Annotated in this window: 12 protein-coding genes; 4 read left to right on the forward strand and 8 right to left on the reverse strand. The window is 40.5% G+C overall.

Translation table 11 applies throughout. The features are described 5' to 3' along the window. The 3 genes from FBD94_RS07190 to FBD94_RS07200 form a co-directional block, all read right to left on the reverse strand. A partial coding sequence (locus tag FBD94_RS07190; protein WP_169472241.1) for a Calx-beta domain-containing protein occupies window positions 1–9029 on the reverse strand: 9029 nt, incomplete at its 3' end. Window positions 9030–9581: 552 nt separating this feature from the next. Then, complete coding sequence (locus FBD94_RS07195; protein WP_136879686.1) at window positions 9582–10694, reverse strand: family 20 glycosylhydrolase; 1113 nt, start codon at window positions 10692–10694, stop codon at window positions 9582–9584. 155 nt (window positions 10695–10849) lie between these two features. Next, on the reverse strand, window positions 10850–12262 hold the full coding sequence (locus FBD94_RS07200) for a L,D-transpeptidase family protein (RefSeq protein ID WP_136879687.1): 1413 nt from the start codon (window positions 12260–12262) through the stop codon (window positions 10850–10852). Window positions 12263–12491: 229 nt separating this feature from the next. On the opposite strand from FBD94_RS07200, the gene abc-f reads away from it, so the two are divergent. Together abc-f and FBD94_RS07210 are read left to right on the forward strand one after the other, a co-directional pair. Continuing rightward, window positions 12492–14087, forward strand: coding sequence for a ribosomal protection-like ABC-F family protein (gene abc-f / locus FBD94_RS07205; RefSeq protein ID WP_136879688.1), 1596 nt, complete (start codon window positions 12492–12494; stop codon window positions 14085–14087). A gap of 90 nt (window positions 14088–14177) precedes the next feature. Further along, a complete protein-coding gene (locus tag FBD94_RS07210; protein ID WP_136879689.1) occupies window positions 14178–15050 on the forward strand; it encodes a pirin family protein in 873 nt (290 codons plus the stop codon). Window positions 15051–15119: 69 nt separating this feature from the next. Here the strand turns inward: FBD94_RS07210 and FBD94_RS07215 are convergent, their stop codons facing one another. Genes FBD94_RS07215 through FBD94_RS07230 form a run of 4 tightly spaced genes read right to left on the reverse strand, consistent with a single transcriptional unit; the run spans window position 15120 to window position 17522 of the window. Then, window positions 15120–15512, reverse strand: a complete 393-nt coding sequence (locus FBD94_RS07215; protein WP_136879690.1) for a group III truncated hemoglobin — start codon at window positions 15510–15512, stop codon at window positions 15120–15122. 11 nt (window positions 15513–15523) lie between these two features. Next, the gene (gene hmpA / locus FBD94_RS07220; protein WP_136879691.1) at window positions 15524–16735 is read right to left on the reverse strand and encodes an NO-inducible flavohemoprotein; all 1212 of its coding nucleotides are present in this window, start codon (window positions 16733–16735) and stop codon (window positions 15524–15526) included. 45 nt (window positions 16736–16780) lie between these two features. Then, the gene (locus tag FBD94_RS07225; protein WP_131610552.1) at window positions 16781–17218 is read right to left on the reverse strand and encodes an RrF2 family transcriptional regulator; all 438 of its coding nucleotides are present in this window, start codon (window positions 17216–17218) and stop codon (window positions 16781–16783) included. A 46-nt stretch (window positions 17219–17264) separates the two neighbouring features. Then, on the reverse strand, window positions 17265–17522 hold the full coding sequence (locus FBD94_RS07230) for a hypothetical protein (protein WP_136879692.1): 258 nt from the start codon (window positions 17520–17522) through the stop codon (window positions 17265–17267). A gap of 73 nt (window positions 17523–17595) precedes the next feature. Between FBD94_RS07230 and FBD94_RS07235 the strand changes: the two genes are divergently transcribed. Continuing rightward, window positions 17596–18144: a TetR/AcrR family transcriptional regulator gene (locus FBD94_RS07235; RefSeq protein ID WP_131610550.1), complete on the forward strand. Its 549-nt coding sequence runs from the start codon at window positions 17596–17598 to the stop codon at window positions 18142–18144. Window positions 18145–18147: 3 nt separating this feature from the next. Further along, the gene (locus tag FBD94_RS07240) at window positions 18148–18738 is read left to right on the forward strand and encodes a pentapeptide repeat-containing protein (protein WP_136879693.1); all 591 of its coding nucleotides are present in this window, start codon (window positions 18148–18150) and stop codon (window positions 18736–18738) included. 12 nt (window positions 18739–18750) lie between these two features. Here FBD94_RS07240 and FBD94_RS07245 read toward each other — a convergent pair whose 3' ends face one another. Beyond that, on the reverse strand, window positions 18751–19722 hold the full coding sequence (locus FBD94_RS07245) for an L-histidine N(alpha)-methyltransferase (protein ID WP_131610548.1): 972 nt from the start codon (window positions 19720–19722) through the stop codon (window positions 18751–18753).

The raw sequence follows: 19722 nt of genomic DNA on the forward strand, positions 1-19722 counted from the left end.
CCCGTAATACCGGTTAAGGAAGCGCTGAATGTTTCGCCCGACTCTACCAGGTTATCGTCATTAATAGCTACGGTAAAGGTTTGGAATGCCCCACTTGCCGAACCTGCCGGGAAACTTACCGTTCCGGCAGTAATGGCTGTATAGTCACCCGGCGACTCGGCTGTACCATTTGCGGTTGCATAATCTACCGTAAAGGCTTCCTGAACATTCCCCGTTAAAGTCACCGTAAAGGTCGCTGTACCCGCTGCTTCATTGACTGTTAACGGGGTCGAAAGCGATACACTCGCCGCATCATTATCCGTAATAGTGGTTGTAGCAGTAGCTGTAGCGACAGTACCATTCACTACTGAACCAACAGTGAGCGTAATCGTTTCTGTGTTCTCTACTACTGCATCGTCAACAACCGGAAGAATAACCGTTTGGCTGTTAACACCTGCCGGAATAATCACCGAACCTGAACCTGTTAAGTCAGGAAAAATATAATCATCTGTAATAGTCGCAGTACTGCCAACACTTAAGCCGAAGTAAATCGTGGTTGGCTGATCTGAGGTTACTCCAGGAGGAAAACTGAACGTAAAGCCAGGTCCATTCGGATTAGGATTCCCCTCAGAACCAGAACTTGAGCTGATCGTAATCGTCCCAGAATCATCATTCAATATTGTTCCTGTTGTCGTTGGTGCCGGCATGGTTAAACGACCACCGAACGTATTAGTAGGAGCTGAAAAAATAATGTTAAAAATCTCATCCGCCTCAATTTTTTTATCCCCGTTAACATGTATTTTAAAGGAAACGCTTTCTCCGGCATTACCGGCGAAACTAAGGCTTGCCGACTGAGCGATATAATCGTTATCTGCTACTTTAGCACTAAGGTCTCCCGTGGCATAACCTAAAGAGAAACTGCCACCCGTGGCTTTATCCAGCGTTACGGTAAATTCAACTTCAGTATCGCCACTGTTCCCTTCCGTTACCGTCTCATTGTTTACCGTTAATACTGCTGCATCGTTATCGGTAATATTTAATACTGCTGGCGAATTGTCAATGCTAATTCCAGTGACGTGGATATTGCTCACAAGGCCAGTGGTTAGTATGACGGTTTCGTTATTTTCTACAATATCATCATCGATAACCGGTAGCGTAAGCGTCGCACTATTCTGGTTTGCCGGAATAGTTATCGTTCCGCTAACTGGACCAGTGTAATCTATTCCGTTACCTCCCGCAGCGCCTGTTAATACATAGCTAATTACTGTCGGAGCGGATGAGGTGATACCGGAAGGAAACTGGAACGAAAAATCGGCTGGGTTCTGAACTCCCGGAACCGTAACTTCTGCCCCGTCATCAGGGGTAATCGTAATCAGTTTGTTTGTGGCAATCGTACTGTCGTCATCTAAAATATTAGCAGTTGCTGGTGCAAGGTTCACTGTTATGGGCATAAATATGCTGTTTGTGGCATCTGCTAGCGTTAACTGAACCGTTTCTGTAGCTTCCAGGATCTGGTCTTCAAGCACAGTCACATCAAAATTGGCCGAGCCACTGCCAGCCGGAATTATTACCTGCCCACTTACTGTAAAATCTGTTCCATTGATTGCTGTTCCGCCTGTGACAGTATAATTCACGGTAGTAGGCACTGAATTAATGTACCCGGATGGGAAGCTCACTTTGAACACGGCAGGAGTACCTGCCTCTATACCATCACTAACTTTAGTTAAATAAATAACATTGTTAGCCACAATATTATCATCATCCACGATATCCGCACGCTCTGGAGAGGTCTGGTATATTAAGCCGGCAGCTACACTGTTAGTGGTGCCAGTTAAAACCAGCTCGAATGATTCAGTAGGCTCTAATATCAGATCATTAGTCAGAGGAATCTCAATGAGTGCTGAATTCGCATAAGCAGGAATAGTTACTGTCGAGAGCGGCACAGTATAATCCACATTTAAAATAGCTGTATTTATACCGGTTGGTGCATAAGTAATTACTGTTGGTTCGGCGCTGCTATAACCAGCAGGGAAACTGACCTTAAACTGTGGATTATCTCCGCCCTCTGTGCCATTCCTTACCAGACTGAGATAAATATTGTTATTCAAACTATTATTATCATTATCCGTAATATTCGCAGTCACCGAGGAACCATTCGGCAATATCGCCATCGTAGCGTTCGTGTTGGTAGCGCCTGTTAAAGTTAGACTAACAGTTTCTGTCGGCTCGATCACCTGATCGTCTAATACTGGCACGTCTATCAAGACGGAATTAGTGTTTGCCGGGATGGTCACTGTACCAGGAAGGGCCGTGTAATCGGTTCCGACAACAGCAGTACCACCTACTGTATAGGTAACCGTGGTTGCTGCCGAACTCGTATAGCCTGAAGGGAAGCTCACCTTAAACTGCGCTGGGGTACCTGGTTCTGATCCGTCTGTTACCTGACTCAACGTAATCGTGTTGGCGGCTGGAATATTGTCGTCATCCGCAATATTCGTACTCAGCGCCGTTAAAGGCGACCATGTCAACATAGAAACACCATTATTTGCGCCGTTTATAGTTAGTTCTACGGTTTCTGTGAGTTCTATGATCTTATCATCAATCACAGGCACTGAGATGGTAGCAAAATTGCTGCCTGCAAGAATTGTTGCTGTACCGCTCAATGCGGTATAATCCGTTCCGGGAGTGGCTGTTCCCCCCGCTCCTATTGTATAACTTATTAGCGTATTCTTAGAACTGGTGATGCCGGTTGGATAGCTTACAATAAAAGTCGGATTACTCCCGGGCTCCGAACCATCGGTCTTTGTCAGGGTAATAATATTGTCTGCGGGATCGTCATCTTCATCATCTTCAATATTGATGCTTACAGCGGCGCTCGGAAGCGTTGCCAAACTGGCAATAATGTTGTTTGTAGCATTATTCAGAGTAATGGCTACCGTTTCTGTCCCTTCTATAATATTGTCATCCAGAACTGCAATATTAATAGGTACAGGACCGGAGTTTGCAGGAATGATTACTGTTCCGCTTATTGCCGTGTAATCCGCTCCTGAAGTTGCCGTGCCAGCAACTAAATAATTTACAATAGTTTCTTCCGAACTGGTATAACCGGTAGGGAAACCAACTGTAAACTGCCCTGGGCTAGCCGGTTCGGCTCCATTTGTTCCGGCATTTAATATAATACGGTTATTGGCAGGATTATTATCATCATCGGCTATATCAATATCCGCAAGGGTGCCATTCACAGTAGGATTAAAACTTGTGTTATCTGCAAGTGTTAAAGTCAGGCCAACGGTTTCAGTTGGCTCAATAATCTGATCGTTAATCACAGCAATGTTAATATTAGCAGAATTAGTGTAGGCAGGAATGGTGACTGTAACCGGTATAGTGGTGTAATCAGTACCGTTAACTGCAGTACCGCTGATGGTATAAGTTACCAGAGTGGCTTCAGAACTGCTGATGCCTGTTGGATAACTAACAGTAAACAATCCGTTCGTACCTGGTTCTGATGCGTTTGTAGTGCTGTTTATGGAAATGATATTATTTCCGACTGTATTATCATCATCCCCTATATTGACGCCCACGAGATTAGCCGGCTGCACAGTCAGCGTTGAAATCGAATTAGTTGCGGAATTAAGTGCAAGCAGGACAGTCTCATTATTTTCAATAATTTTGTCATCAATCACTTTAACATCAATTACTGCAGAATTATCTCCCGCCGGGATGGTCACTGTTCCGCTAAGGGCTGTATAATCCGTTCCTGAAGATGCTGTCCCTGAAGGACTAGTCGTATAAGACACTTCAGTATCCACAGCACTGGTAATTCCACCCGGGAAGCTTACTTTGAACTGTGCATCAGTACCAGGTTCCAAACCATCCTTTACCTTGCTTAATGTAATGACGTTGTTAGCAGGATTGTTATCGTTATCTGCTATATCCGCACTTACCATGCCCGGTCCTACAGTGAGGGTTGAAATTGTATTCGTCGCGCTAGTTAACGTTAATTCTACTTTCTCCAGGGCTTCAATAATTTGGTCATCGATCACCAATACATCAATTACCGCAGCGTTACTGCCTGCCGGAATTACTACTGATCCGGTCAAAGCATTATAGTCAACACCGTTAACCGCAGTACCGGAAATGGTATAATTTACAGTTGTGGGTACAGCGGCAGTAATCATATTTGGAGTTGTTGGGAAACTAACCTTAAACTGGGCTTTTGTTCCCGGTTCCGCACCATTAGATTCTTTGCTTAGTGTTATGATGTTATTAGCTGCAGTATTATCATTATCTATAATATCCAGTGCAACAGGACTGTTACCTGCAAATCCGGTATACTTAGGATTGCTTACAGAAGTAATCGTCATAAGTACTGATTCGGTAGCTTCTATAATGTAATCATCAACAACATCTACCATGCTTATGGTAACTGAATTTTGATCCGCAGGAATGGTAATCGGTGTAAGCTGTGTATCGGTATAATCTATTCCTCCACCCTGAGCAGTACCGGACAGGATATAGTTTACCGTGGTAGCTGCATCGACTGTTATTCCACTTGGCAAGCTTAATGTGAAGGTACCATCTGTTGTTCCCGGTTCAGCTCCATCTGTTTTGGAAATGCTGATGATCTTGTTGGCCGGGATATTGTCATCATCAGTAATGGTCATGGTAACCGGAGGACTTAAAAATAAAGTATTACCGAAATTATTACTTAACCCATCGAGGGTTACCGTAAATGTTTCATTGTTCTCAATCTTCAGGTCACCGTTAATCGTTACAAAAATAGATTTGACCTGGTTCGGTGTATTCGCCTCAAAAGAAATAGTCCCGGATTTGGCATCATAATCCTCTCCCGCGATAGCTGTTCCGTTTGAGGTATGAAAATCAACAGTAAAAGGAAGGCTGGTGGCCAAGGCAACCGTCACCTTGAATTCTATCGTTTTTGTACCACTATTACCTTCAAGAACGCTTGAAGGACTGCTAAGCAATACAGTATTGTCATTTTCGATAATATCAAGTGAAAGTCCTGAATTACTCACAGTAAAAGGATCATACGTAGGATTGCTTACCCCATTAACTGTTACAATCACAGTTTCATCACCTTCCAGCAAAACATCATCTACTACAGGTAGATTCAGCGTAGCGCTGTTCTGACCTGCCAGGATTCTGATCGTTCCCGAAGTAGCCCCTGTATAGTCAACTGCACTGCCGCTGGCTGTACCCGTAAGCGTATAAGAAATTTCTGTATCGGATTCAACGCTTACCCCATTAGGAAGGCTAAATGTAAAGCTCGCATCTGGCCCCACCAGTTCGTACCCATTTGCCTTTGTAATAGTGATTATTTTATTAGCCGGTATATTATCGTCATCCGTAATAGTCCCGGTCGCCGGAGAATTCTGAACCGCTAAAAAATTGCCGAATGTGTTAGAAGGAGTGCCAAGTGTTAGGATCAGTGTTTCATTGGTCTCAATCTTCTGATCTCCCTTAACCTTAACTATGATCTGCTGGGTTTCTGCGGCTCCTGAGAAAGTAAGGGTACCAGTTTGGGCAATATAATCTTCCGGAGCTATCGCAGTTCCATTGGTAATTGTATATCCTATCGTAAAACCGCTCCCTGTGGCTTTATCCAGCTGCACATTAAAGACCATATCCATCAGACCGTTATTACCTTCTGGTACGTTAACATTTCCGGTTATGATATTGGCAAAATCATCGTCTATGATGTTTAGCGACTGAGGCGAATTATCAACAGTGATGGTGTACCTGCTATTGGTTACCGTAGTTGTAGTCAATATGACTGACTCCGGGCCTTCTAAAACATCATCCCCAAGCACAGGAAGGCTTACGGTAGCGCTGGTGGCACCAGCGGGGATAGTGACAGATGTGACACCCCCTGTATAATCTACTGCCCCGGCTGTGCCTGTGAATCCGAAATCAATTGTCGTTGGCTGATCCGCAGTTACCCCTGGCGGAAAACTGAAAGTGAACACACCCGGTATAGGTCCCAGTTCCTGGCCATTGGTTGGAGTGATCGTAATTAAATTATTTGCTACTGTATTATCATTATCAGTAATCGTTCCGGTAGCAGGTGAGCCAGCAACTGTCAATTGTCCCCCGAAATTTTTGGTCAGGCCCGATAATGCTATTGTAAATGCTTCATTTTGTTCAATCTTTTGATCTCCGGTCACCTGGATGGTGATCGTCTGGGTTTCGGCTATACCAGTAAAGTTTAGCGTGCCAGATTTTGCAACATAGTCCTCACCTGCTAAAGCTGTTCCATTTGCGGTAGCGTAATTTACATCAAAACTGCTGCCTGTAGCATTACTCAAGGTTACATTAAAAGTAATGTCCTGCGTACCAGTGTCGCCTTCGGTGATCGAGGCATTACTAATGGTTAGGATTGCAGGATCATTATCTGTTATATTAACTACAGGAACCGGAGTAATAACCGTAACCGAAGCATTATATTTGTTGCCGATTGTACCAGGAGTAATGATTACTGTTTCGGTGCCCTCTGTCAGCCCATCATTATTTACAGACAGGTTCAGTGTAACGCTATTGGATCCGGCAGGAATGGTAATAGTTCCGACAGTTCCAGCGGCAGTATAATCAGTTCCGCTACCTGCCGCAGTCCCCGAAAGCACATATGGAACAGGAGTATCCACATCAAAACTTGCGCCGCCAGGGAAGGTAAATATAAAGCTGCCAGTTACTCCCCCTTCCGCTCCATCGACTTTCGTGATCCCAATTTGCGTAATCGTATCATCGTTATCTATTGTTCCTGGGGCAGAATTCGTAGTAATCTGTCCGCCGGAGCTTGGATTTGAAAGGACAACCGAAAAGGTTTCATCGCCTTCAACCATCAAATCATGCTTAACCTTAAAGCTAAGGACTTTGCTGGTCTCCCCTGTTAAAAAGGTCAGCGTACCACTGGCTGGGTTCGATGTAAAATCAAAATCGCCTGCATTACTTGTACCATGCTGGATTGCATAATTTACAGTAACAGGACAACCTGTATTGGCTGCTGATAGGGACACTGTGAAGCTCATATCAGTGAGACTACCAACACTATTGCCTTCGCTCTTTGATGCTGAAGTAGCCACTATTGAGATATCACTGACTTGAACAGCGGCAGAATGAGTTTTGATATTATTACAACCGACAGTACCTGAATTACACTCTGCATCAGGATCCGTCGGCGGAAGATTATCCGGATTCGTTGCATCCGGATCGGTAACATCTGCCGGGCGCATAATGCTTGCTTTTGCATCCAGGGTACCAGTTGGCTTACTATCTATTGTGGCGGTTACAGTTACCAGAAGTACGGCTTGATTCGCAATATTAATTGAAGCTGTAATGGGAGCGTCAGTGAATGGGGCTGTATGATTGGTAACTCCGGTGAAGGTGATCCCCGCAGTAGGGGGAGCAGTAATGCCGGTTATGGTCAACTCAGGTGGAAAGGTAAACGCAAGCTTTGCCCCGGTTACCGCATCAGGCCCATTATTTTTAATCGCTAATGTATAGGTAATTGTTTCTCCTATACAATAGGTTGTTTTATTTGAAGTCAGGCTTACCACCTCAAGGTCCGCTTCACGTAGTGAAATTGGCACAGCAGGACTTAGCACACTACTAAATAAATAAGCCCAAGTATCCAGTCCTTTTCCATCACCGAAGGCATTGCTGGCATATCCAGATGATCCCCATGTATGAGCCCCGTTTTGACTATCGGCTCCAACAAGATCAGCCCCACCCGCTGCTGAAGTATCGTCCCAATAGACTGTTGTATTACCAACGCCTGCACCTAAACGGGTAATTTTAATGCCCCTCCAGTTATTTTCCACATCAATGTACGGAAAGTGTACTTCCCCTGCTTTTAGTTCAATGGTAATTGCCGAGGTACCAATCGTTCCCTGTACCTTATTACCCAAAGCATCTTTGCCATCCCATGGAACGGTATTAGTTCCGGCAACGGCGTTACCGGTAATTGTTACATCATTTGTACCCGGTACATCGATTTTAATCGTGTATGTTCCACCCTGATTTGAGTTAAAGGCAATAACACCTCCCAAAGGAATGGTTCCCGCCTGATTACTTGTCCCTTCATTACCGGTAAATGTAAAATTATTGATTATCGGAAGTGTTGGAGTAACCTGTAACCAGGTTGTACTTAAAGTACCCCCGGTGGCATTACCTCCATTAGTTCCATTATCGTCAATACCATCCGTAAAATCATTGAGCAACCAGATTGGAGCCACAGCATTTACCGGAACATTTGGCTGATTGAAGAATAATTTATGCGTTACATCATTTGTAGCAGCATTATCCGACAAACGAGGATCGTACAGGTCTGCCGTTGATGTACTGTTTTTACTTTTATAGCTCGCCGTTCCATCCACGTTCTTATAGCCCTTATTGTTGGAAAAAAAAGTAAAGCGATAACCTGCAAGTTCATTGGGATCAACCTTGTAAGTGTAGCCATCATTCGTTAATACATAAAATATCCCTTTAAATGTTCTATTATAAGCGCCCAAATCTCCGGCGAATACATTCATATAAGCTCTTCCCTTGATAAAAGCTGCGCTGTTTGTAGCAGTCGCTGAGGCAGATACAGAAACATCAAAATAATCATTGTCACCCAGAAAAAATACCGACCAGACACCAGTCTCACCAGCTGGAGCTGTACGAGTATATGCGTAGTAAGTACCATTATTACCATCATTAAGATAACTCGGGCCGTTAGTTTCTTCAGTAGTGTTTGCTATTCTTCCGATATTATTATCGTCTGTTTCATAGAATTTACCCGTTGGAGAAATAAGGACGATATGAGTATCACTTGATCCCAGATAAATTGTTTCCCCGGCATTAACATACACCCTGACTAAACCTTCTGTTGGGAAATAGTTACCTTCGAAAGAAGCTGTGGCGGCAGTCAATGTTGCCCGGTTGCCACCATTCGCAATCAAATCCTTACTCCCCTCCGCAAAAACAGGGATTGAGAATATACCTAAATCAAAAAAGACAAAGCAATAAACAAGTAATAACCTGAATGGCATTAATTTAAACAAAGAAATTCTGTTCGATGTAAAAAGCAGCATAGGCATTAAGACTTTAGGTGTTTAGCACAAGAAATTGTGGATAAAAATTTATTAACGTACAGATTTCGCAAATTACGAGCGTATGTCATTTTACAATAGATTAACTTAAAGTGTAATTAAATTTACCACAACCAAAGTAATCAGAATTTCCATCAATTATAAAAATAACTGACAGAAAAGTCCACTTTTTAATAATAATTAGGCCAAAAATCATAAAAACCAATAAAAATGGCTAAAATAAGCAGTTAAAGGCATATAATAATTTTAAGACTCGTTCAAAAGCAGAAAACTAAAATAAAAAGACGTGTAATTTTGAGGAACTAATTACCCAATATGTAGAGCTAATTAATCAATATCTGCATAAAATTATTGTGCCAACTAACGAACAAGGCAAGAAAAATGCGCAAAAAGAACAGAAAGCACAGGGATATGCAATAAAAACTAGCCAATATAAAATATGAACAGATAATGAATAAACTAAAAAGAAATAAAAGAGAATAAATGGATTACCTAAGGCTTTGGCATTTGGTTATTATTTATTTCAGCAAAAAGCGCTCTAAAACAAGCAGACACGCTCTCTGCACTTGCTACTTTTTTTCCGTAAAACTCATCAAGGAATGAGTCGGCCCCCGACCAGACGGTCTGCATCATTCCCTGCAAACGAGATTTTAACTCCGGGGTAGCCTGTTTCCTGGAATTCACTAAATCCTTAGCTTGTGCTACCGCATTATCCGGCTTCCTCCAAGGGCAAGTAATCACAGATAAACCCTTCATTGCAAAATATACAGCAGTTTGATCTGGTCGCTCATAATGCCAGTCACAAATCATTACACCTTTATCAATCAGATCGACCGCGCGATGTGTATTGTTCATACTTGCTTCCCAAGCACCTAAGCCAGTAACTTTACCATCCAGTAAACGATCACCCCAAATCCAAAGCTGCCTTTTCTTCAAAGAAAGGTGGTTGCTTATTTTGTTAACCTCATTTGCAAACAATTCGGCCTTATCCCGACCCGAACAACGGGGACATTTATCATCACCAATATAAAAAACCTCATCCATTCCCGCGTGAAACGCATCCGCTTCAAAAACGTCACAAATCTCATCCACCATAGCAAATACAACTTTATGAACATCTGGATGCAATGGGCAATAACTTTTGCAATACAGACCATCTGCATTTGGCCATTCGTATTTTTCGGGTATTTTTACATGGGGCGTTTCATCAAACTCAGGATAAATTTTTAGCAAATTCCCCGTTTTATTGGCCCAGGATTGATGTCCCAATAAGTTGATTTGTGGTATCACACGAATGCCATGCTTTTTACATACTTCCACTATTTTTTGAACATCTTTTTTAGACAAAGCGCCTATTTCACTCAATTCAGATCTACTTTTAAACTGATAATTAAAGTCGACCCTCAACACCAAAGTATTTACTTTACGTGAGGCTAACTCTTCGTCAATAAACCTGATAAAAGTGCTTAATTGAGCTGTGCCAGGTGCTGCAATACAAAATCCTCGTACAGGAAACAACTCCTGCCCCTTTACCATTCCAAAGGAGCCAAGCAAAAACATCAAAAGCAGTACAGAAAATCGGGGTTGAGTAGCGTTTGTTTTCATATTTTAAATATACAAATTATATAAATATCCTGCACAGAAAATTTCCCATATATACCTGTAAAAGAATCAAATACTTTCAATTATTTTTAAAACAAACTATGGCTTTTTCTATGCTTTAAAGAAATAATCATCCCATTAGATGGAAAACAGATTTATCACCTACCAGCAATTAGTCTAGCTGACAAAACCTCATCAAGTTCATAAATATCATTACAATACACCACATCACCCTTATCATCAGTAAACGCCGTAAAATAAGTAAGTGTTATTGGAACTGACTGAGGTAAACCAATATACTTAGCCTGTGGGTAGCCATTCAACATTGCCTTTTTTATTTGTTCGTATTTGGCTCCTTCACCAAAAAGAAACAATGCCAGTTCCATTGGCTTTTCTAAGCGAATACATCCATGACTAATTGCCCTATTCTTCTTTTTAAATGCTGATTTTAAAGGCGTATCATGCAAATAAACGCCACAATCGTTGTTAAAAAGGAACTTAATCTTACCAAGCGCGTTCAATTCTCCGGGCATCTGTTTAAAAACATAATCTTCTGCATTGTTAATGGTCCAGTCAATAGCTGAAGGATTACCAATGCGCTTTCCGTCTTTATAAACTGCAATATTGTTATTGGCCAAATAATACCGATCTCTCTTTGCGTTCCTCACAGTCTCCGACTTAGCGATACTAACCGGAATATTCCAAACGGGGTTTACCTGCACGCTATAAATTTTACTATTCAATTGAGGACTTGCCCATCTACCAGGTTCCCCTACACAAACCTTCATATTCAGAACAGATTCCTCCTGGTCGATTACATCCAGACTAAAATTCGCAAGATTTACCATTACATATTTAGGCTCGGTCGGCCTGTTTTTCCACCTTAACCGTTCCATATTTACCGACAAAACAGACTTAGTCTCTTCCAGTGTTTTACCAGGTGCTAATTCATCCGATTTGAGCGCAAACTGGAAAGCCTTATATACTCTATCTCTGGGTTGTATACTATCCAAATAATTTTTCACTTCCCTGCGTTCAAGAACCCGTGTCACAAAGGTACTATCGGCAGTAACTGTAGCACTAAAATAATTAGAATCTACAAACTGAGGCTCTACCAATCCGAACTCCATGATCGTACTATATTTCAACACTGCATAGGCTGTTAGCAACTCCAATTTCACCTTTTTACGATAAGTTTCAATGTCCCTAAACCACTTCTCACGATTTATTTCCTCCATTATTAACCGAAACTCGCTAGCCCTAAAAATTTCGGGATCTAAGCCATGATCAGCTACACTTTCCAAATCACTAAGCAAATATGCTAACTGACCATTTCTCAAAAACCTATTCAACAGTACAGTTTGATAATTATTTTTCTCATAAAATGATAGGAGCTCATCGTGATACTCCAAAGTTGACATGGTATCGCTTAATTCTTCTTTAAATATTGCTATGGTATCTGCGGGGACACTTTGTCGACTAATACCATAAACGGATGCCAACGACCATAAATTGATCGTCACAAGCCCACATAAGAATAAAAAACGCCCAACGCTACCGGTTCTAAACATATTGGTAGAGGTCTAAATTTGTGCTGCAATAGCATCACCAAAATCACAACAATCGCTGAATAGTAATGTTTTTCATTAATAGGTCATAATTAAAGGTTATCAAGTATTTTTTTATACTTTTGTTGACAACAATCAAAAGACACCATAATGTAGGATTTCCTTTCTTTTAGAAAAAATTAACAGAGCCAGTATACCAGGCTTTATTTTTTTACGCTTTAAAGAAAGAAACATGCTTATACTTCAAGGTGTTACTTATACTCATCCCAACAGAGATTTACTGTTTTGGGATCTTAATCTCGTTATTAACAAACAAGAGAAAATTGCTTTAATAGGCAATAATGGTGTAGGAAAATCTACACTTCTAAACATTTTATCAGGAAATTTAACCCCTTCGGCCGGAGCAGTAAATGCTAAGTCGAATCCATATTATATACCCCAACTATTTGGTCAGTTTAACGATTACAATGTCGCTCAAGCACTGCGTATTGATCATAAACTAAAGGCTCTAACAGAAATTTTAGACGGCCATTTAACAGATACAAATTTGGCATTGCTTGAGGATGACTGGGCAATTGAAGAACGATACAAAGAAGCTTTGTCCTATTGGCATCTTCAAGAATTAGATTTAACTCAAAAAATGGGAACATTAAGCGGTGGACAAAAAACAAGAGTTTTTCTAGCCGGCATCGCAATTCACCGTCCCGACATCGTTTTACTAGATGAGCCCAGTAATCATTTAGATGCCCACAGTAGAAGCATACTCTATGATTATATAAAATCTACTAAACAAACGCTAGTTGTAGTAAGTCATGACAGGACTTTACTAAACCTCCTTAATAACGTTTATGAGCTCAGCAAGCGTGGCATAACTACTTATGGTGGAAATTACGATTTCTATACCAGCCAGAAAGCAATTGAGGGCAATGCTTTGGCTCATGACCTTAAAATCAAAGAAAAGACACTCCGCAAAGCTAAAGAAACAGAAAAGGAATCTTTAGAACGACAGCAAAAACTGGACGCGCGTGGAAAGAAAAAGCAAGAAAAAGCGGGGCTGCCTACCATTGTCATGAATACGCTCAGAAACAATGCAGAGAACAGTACATCGCGCATGAAGGGCATTCATTCGGAGAAAGTAAGTGCAATATCTCAGCAACTTCATCAATTGCGGGAAGCAATACCTGATATTGATAAAATGAAGATGGACTTTGATAATTCTACGCTCCATAAGGGAAAGATATTGATGACAGCCAGAGATGCGAATTTTGGATATGAAGATCGATTACTTTGGAAGGAAGGACTAAACTTTCAAATCAAGAGCGGCGAACGTATAGCCATAAAGGGGCTAAATGGCTCTGGTAAAACGACCCTTATAAAAATGATTTTGGGCGAACTAGCCCCCTTATCAGGAAATCTTGATCGCGCTGAAATAAAAACTGTTTACATTGATCAGGATTATTCATTAATTGACAACACCTTAAATGTTTATGAACAAGTGCAACGATATAATTCAGGGGCTTTACAGGAACATGAAATAAAGATCCGTTTAAGCCGCTTTTTATTTACAAAAGAATATTGGGAAAAGCCATGTACTGCACTTAGTGGTGGAGAAAAGATGCGATTGATGCTTTGTTCACTAACCATAAGTAATCAAGCGCCCGACATCATCGTACTGGACGAGCCAACCAATAACCTTGACATTATGAATGTAGAAATTTTAACTGCCGCGATTAACCAATACAAAGGGACATTATTAGTCGTGTGCCACGACGAGTACTTTTTGAAGCAAATAGAAATCGAACGTTCGATACTTCTTATCCTACATTAATGCTAAGCAAAGAAGACGCAGATATCTTTGTATTCAATAATTAAAACGATCAAAACGAATCGCATTGATCTTATAAAAAGGAGAAACAAAATGAAAAAGTTAATTGAAAAAATCGTGACAAATTCTGGCAAACCGCATATGGTTGGTGATGGTTTCAGGGTGTTTAACTACATTCCTGGAGCTGGTATTCCTCAAGAGAGAATAAGTCCATTTTTACTATTGGACTTTAACCCTGAATATGATTTTGGTCCTTCAGACCACCTTCGTGGTGTAGGCGTTCACCCACATAAAGGCTTTGAAACTGTAACCATTGCTTACAAAGGATCTGTAGCACACCATGACAGTAGTGGCAGCCATGGAATTATCAGTACTGGCGATGTACAATGGATGACTGCTGGTAATGGGATATTACACAAAGAATACCATGAAGAGGCATTTTCTAAAAAAGGTGGTCCGTTTGAAATGGTACAGTTATGGGTAAATCTTCCTAAAAAAGATAAATCCGTTACACCGCATTACCAGGAATTAACAGCTGCCGGAATGGGAAAAATAACCCTACCGAATGACGCCGGAGTGGTAAATGTGATCGCTGGAGACTTTAACGGAACTACAGGTCCCGCTAAGACTTATAGCCCTGTAAACTTGTTTGACATTAAATTGAACGAAGGTGCAGAAATAAACACATCAATTCAGGCTGGACATAATACGGCTTTATTAGTAGTTAATGGAAGTGTGGAGGTAAATGGAGAAATGGCAACTGAACATAGTTTTATCTTGTTTGCAAATGAAGGCGAAGAAATTCATATTAAAGCAAACCAGAAAAGCGTAATCTTATTATTGAGCGGTGAGCCAATCAATGAGCCGATTGTAAGTTACGGCCCTTTTGTAATGAATACCGAAGCAGAAATCCATCAAGCAATTGCGGATTTCAATATGGGAAAATTTGGTGTGTTGGCAGACTAAGCTCCAATATTGCTTTTATCATATAGGTCCATTCCTCTTAAATTTATGAGGAACGGACCTACTTTTTTTTTATACAATAACCTTGGCTGGGCATCCCCTCATATGTTGTAGTTTACTTAAAAACATCAATGCCATGGTCTCTGCCTTTTTCTTGGCTTGATCGGCCACTTCTCCTGCAAATAAGGTACCTACCGTTTCATTAAACAACACCAGCCAACGGTCAAAATGTGCCTGTTCAATAGGTAAGGGTGCATGTCTGGCAAAAGGATTCCCTGTGAAACCTGGTACACCAAACAGTACCGCGTTCCAAAAGGCATACATTTTTTGTAGATGCGGCTCCCATTCTTTAATCACATCATTAAATATGGGGCCAATAAGTTCATCGTGCTGCACCTTAGCATAAAAGCCATTGACTAATTTAATGATATCATTTAGATCAATAATATCGTGTTTTGCTTCCATTTGAGTTGTGATTAATTTAATTGAATCAATGCAGGGCCAAATTCCTCAAACAAAATAGACTCCTTTTCAATCCCCCTTGCAATCAGATCCTGATACTGTTTATGAATAAAAACTGCTGGTCCACAAACATAATATTTAGTTCCTGGAAATTGTGGTAAAGCAGCTATTTTACTCAGATCTAAAAACCCTTCCATCACCCCTTCCAGTTTATCCATTTCTGTAGGAGTATCATAAAAAACATACTGTTCAATCCTATCGTTCCCATTTACAATCTCATCCAGCTGGTTCTTAAAAGCATGCACTGATCGATTGCGACAGCCATGTAGCCAAGTTATTGGATAGTCGAAATTCTTTTCTACCAAATTCTGAAGCATACTTATCATCGGTGTTAACCCCACACCGCCACTAATAAATACAACTGGAGCAGTCAAATCTTCCGCCAATCTGAAATCACCAACTGGGGCAGTTAAATCAATTATATCCCCCACCTTTATACACTCATGAAGATGATTACTAATTAAACCATTGGTATCTAAACTAGCTCCCTTTTCGGCCTTAACAGAAATCCGATAATATGCTTGACTAGGAACACTAGAAATACTGTACTGACGTGCCTGGTATAAGTTAAGTTCCAGTAAAAACACACGTAAGCTAATGTATTGTCCCGGTATATGTGCCATTATCTGGCCGCCATCTGCCGGAACAATATAAAACGAGGTAATCTCTTCAGATTCTTTAACTTTTTCCTTCACTTTAAATGGACGCCAACCTGTCCATCCATATTGCGCGACAGTCTTAGCCTGATAAATTGTTGCCTCATGTCCCGACATCAGATCAGCAAGCTGTTGATAGGCCGCAGTCCAGGCATCTATGATTTCTGGCGTTCCCGCATCACCCAAAACCTCTTGAATGGAAGCAATTAAATGGCGTCCTACAATTTGATATTGCTCAGGTCTGACATCCAGGCTAACGTGCTTATGCCCTATCCTGTCTACAACAGGCATCAATACTCCAGGATTCGCGATATTTTCTGCATAAGCCAAAACAGCCATAGCAAGTGCAGTTTGCTGCTTCCCACTTTGCTGATTGCCCATATTAAACAGATTCTTAAGTTCAGGATGGTGGGTAAACATCCTGTTGTAGAAATGTTTGGTTAACAAAACACCGTTTTCTTTTAACACAGGTACAGTAGCACTGATCAATTGTTTTTGTTCACTAGTCATAATAAATATATAAATACCTTTTTGTCTTTTATTTAATCAAATCTTTTATTTCTTCAATTTGGTAATCCCTAAATTCAAATCTTCATTAAAATCAGCAATTGAAGTATCCTGAAGCATTTGCTGGATTTTATTACGGATTTCTTTAAATTCATGATGCAAGGGACAAGGATTACGCTCTGAACAGTATTCCAAACCTAAACCACATCCGGTAAATAAACTCTTCCCATCAACCGCTTCTACCACATCCGACAATGGTCTTTTCAAAGATGCTGAGTCCATGTAAAACCCACCATTTGGCCCTTTTGCCGATTGCACTATTCCTCTTTTACTGAGATCCTGTAAAATCTTAGCCAAGAAATGTTCAGGAGAATCAATTCCAGTAGAAATTTCTTTGATCCCTACCCTGCTGCCAGAAGCAGTTCTATGCGCGATAAAAAAAACTGAGCGCATTGCATATTCACATGTTTTTGAAAAAATTCCCATTCGTTGGGCAAATGTAAAACATCCCTTTGAATAATAAAAGATAAATTTATCTTTTATTATTCAAAGGGATTCCCTCCTTGTCAAAAACCTCCAACACTTTAGCATTTACCCCCTTTTCGTCCAGGCTTTTTAACAATTCCAAGCCAATACAATCATCGCACACCACCCTTAATATCTGATCACAATCCTCAAGATCAACAGACCATTCCAAGACACCAGGGAAAGCCGCTATTACCAGTGAAACAAGGTGTAAATCATTCGGTGTATGGATTACAGTTGACATGATGATGATATATCTCGACATAAAAATTATCTAATGAGGGTGACAAATGTATAAAAAATTTGCAAACAAACCAATCGTTCGGTATCTTTGAGAAATGGAGAATCCATATAAGAGAAAAAAAGATCCAGAAGCCAGTAAGCAGCTAATTTTGAATACAGCGGCCGAAATCGGTGCCACCGCAGACTGGCATCAGGTTACTTTTCAAGCTATAGCAGATAAAACAGGTTTGAGTAAAGGTGGTATCATCCATCATTTCCGTAATAAAGAAGAACTGCTGGAAGAACTCGTGCTTCAAAGCCTTGTTGAACTGACCGAATGGATTGATGAAGAAAAAAGAACCTCGGGCAATGACATCGCCCCCATCGCCTTTCTTCGCTTCGTCATCAAAAAAAGTGACGACCTACATTACAGAAGAACAATGAAAGTCATTTTACAGGCGGCACTAATCAATGAACATTACAAGAAGATGTGGGACAATTGGTTCACACAGCATATCGCTGGTGGATCTCTAGCAGATCTGGATACCAACACCCTAATCATTATGCTGGTTGCAGATGGATTATGGTACGCAGATAACCTTGGCGTTTACAACATCACTACACAAAAGAAACAGCAAATCCTCAACAAACTATTAAGTCTGTAATCCATGAATAACAACGAAACCACCATCCACGAAGGCAAAACATTTACCGGTATCAATTATGCAGAAAAGCGATTAGAAAACCGGGAATTTATCAGCTGTGAATTCATCAATTGTGATTTCTCTAAGAGTAATTTGAGCCACAATGATTTCATGGATTGTCATTTTAAACAATGTAATTTCTCGCTCACTATAGTTACAGGTACCGGATTTAAAGATGCTACTTTTACGGGTTGTAAGATCCTTGGCATTGATTTTTCAAAGTGCAACAAATTCTTATTTTCTTTTAGTTTCGAACAGAGTCATCTTGATTATTCAACCTTTTACGGCACAAAACTCAAGAAAACTAAATTCACAGACTGCTCTCTTAAAGAAACTGATTTTGAAGAAGCAGATTTAACTTCCAGCGTATTCCATAACTGTGACCTTACAGGAGCAACCTTTGTCAGGTCTGTTTTAGAAAAAACAGATTTCCGTACTGCAAAAAATTTCAGTCTGGATCCAGCGGTCAATAAAGTAAGACAAGCCAAATTCTCTTCACTAAATCTTGCCGGCTTACTATATCAATACGACCTGGATATAGATTATGATGGCTAGACTAGTCTAGCCTCAGCTCACCGTCCATACCGCATCAACAAAATATCTGTTAACATCAAAAAAATTATGCTCATATTGAAATCCAGATCTGGATGCAAGTCTTTCAATGTCTTCCAGCGAATATTTTTGTGAGATTTCCATATAAATATACTCATCCTTAACAAAAGGAATCGTTACTGCTCCTATATGAACAATATGATCTTTTAAACTGATCAGGTAGCTTTTACAAGCTCCAGATTCCGGGTCATAGCTAACATAATGCTCGAAATTTTCAAGTTCAAAATCTCCGCCCAGCTCTTTGTTAATTCGTTCCAGCAAATTCAAATTAAATGCACTTGTAATCCCCTTACTATCATTATAAGCCGCCAATATTTGTTTCGGATTCTTTTTTAAGTCGAAACCAATGATCAACATATCTCCTTTAGCTAATAGTTTTCTTACTGAGCCTAAAAAAGTTTGTACTTCAGCCTGATCCATATTTCCGATATTAGCCCCCATAAACAAGACAACTTTTCTCCGATTAGAAAGTGTAATTCCTTTCTGCAGCATATGCAAATAATCTCCATTTAGTCCCTTTATATCCAATTCTGGTAACTCTTTTGGTAAATTATCCTCCAAATCGCTAATTACATGCGCAGAAATGTCAATCGGCAAATAACTAAATTCCAGATTATGCTTACCCAGCACTCTTAACAAATGAATAGATTTCGTGGCATCCCCTGCCCCCAGTTCAATCAGATCAAAAGGAGTATCCCCCTTAATCAGTTCAGCGATCTGCTCAGCCTGATTCGAAAATATATTCATCTCTGCATTGGTCAGGTAATACTCATCCATTTCCATGATCTGTTGAAATATATAATCTCCACGTTCATCATAAAAATATTTGGCATGCATAAACTTTGGACATGCCTGAAGTCCAGCTAGTGTTTCAGTAAGAAACAGTGACTCAACAGTGGTTAAATTTCCAGTAGTAATAGGGTACAT

It is taken from the genome of Pedobacter hiemivivus (genome assembly GCF_005144565.1).
GTDB classification, from domain to species: domain Bacteria; phylum Bacteroidota; class Bacteroidia; order Sphingobacteriales; family Sphingobacteriaceae; genus Pedobacter; species Pedobacter hiemivivus.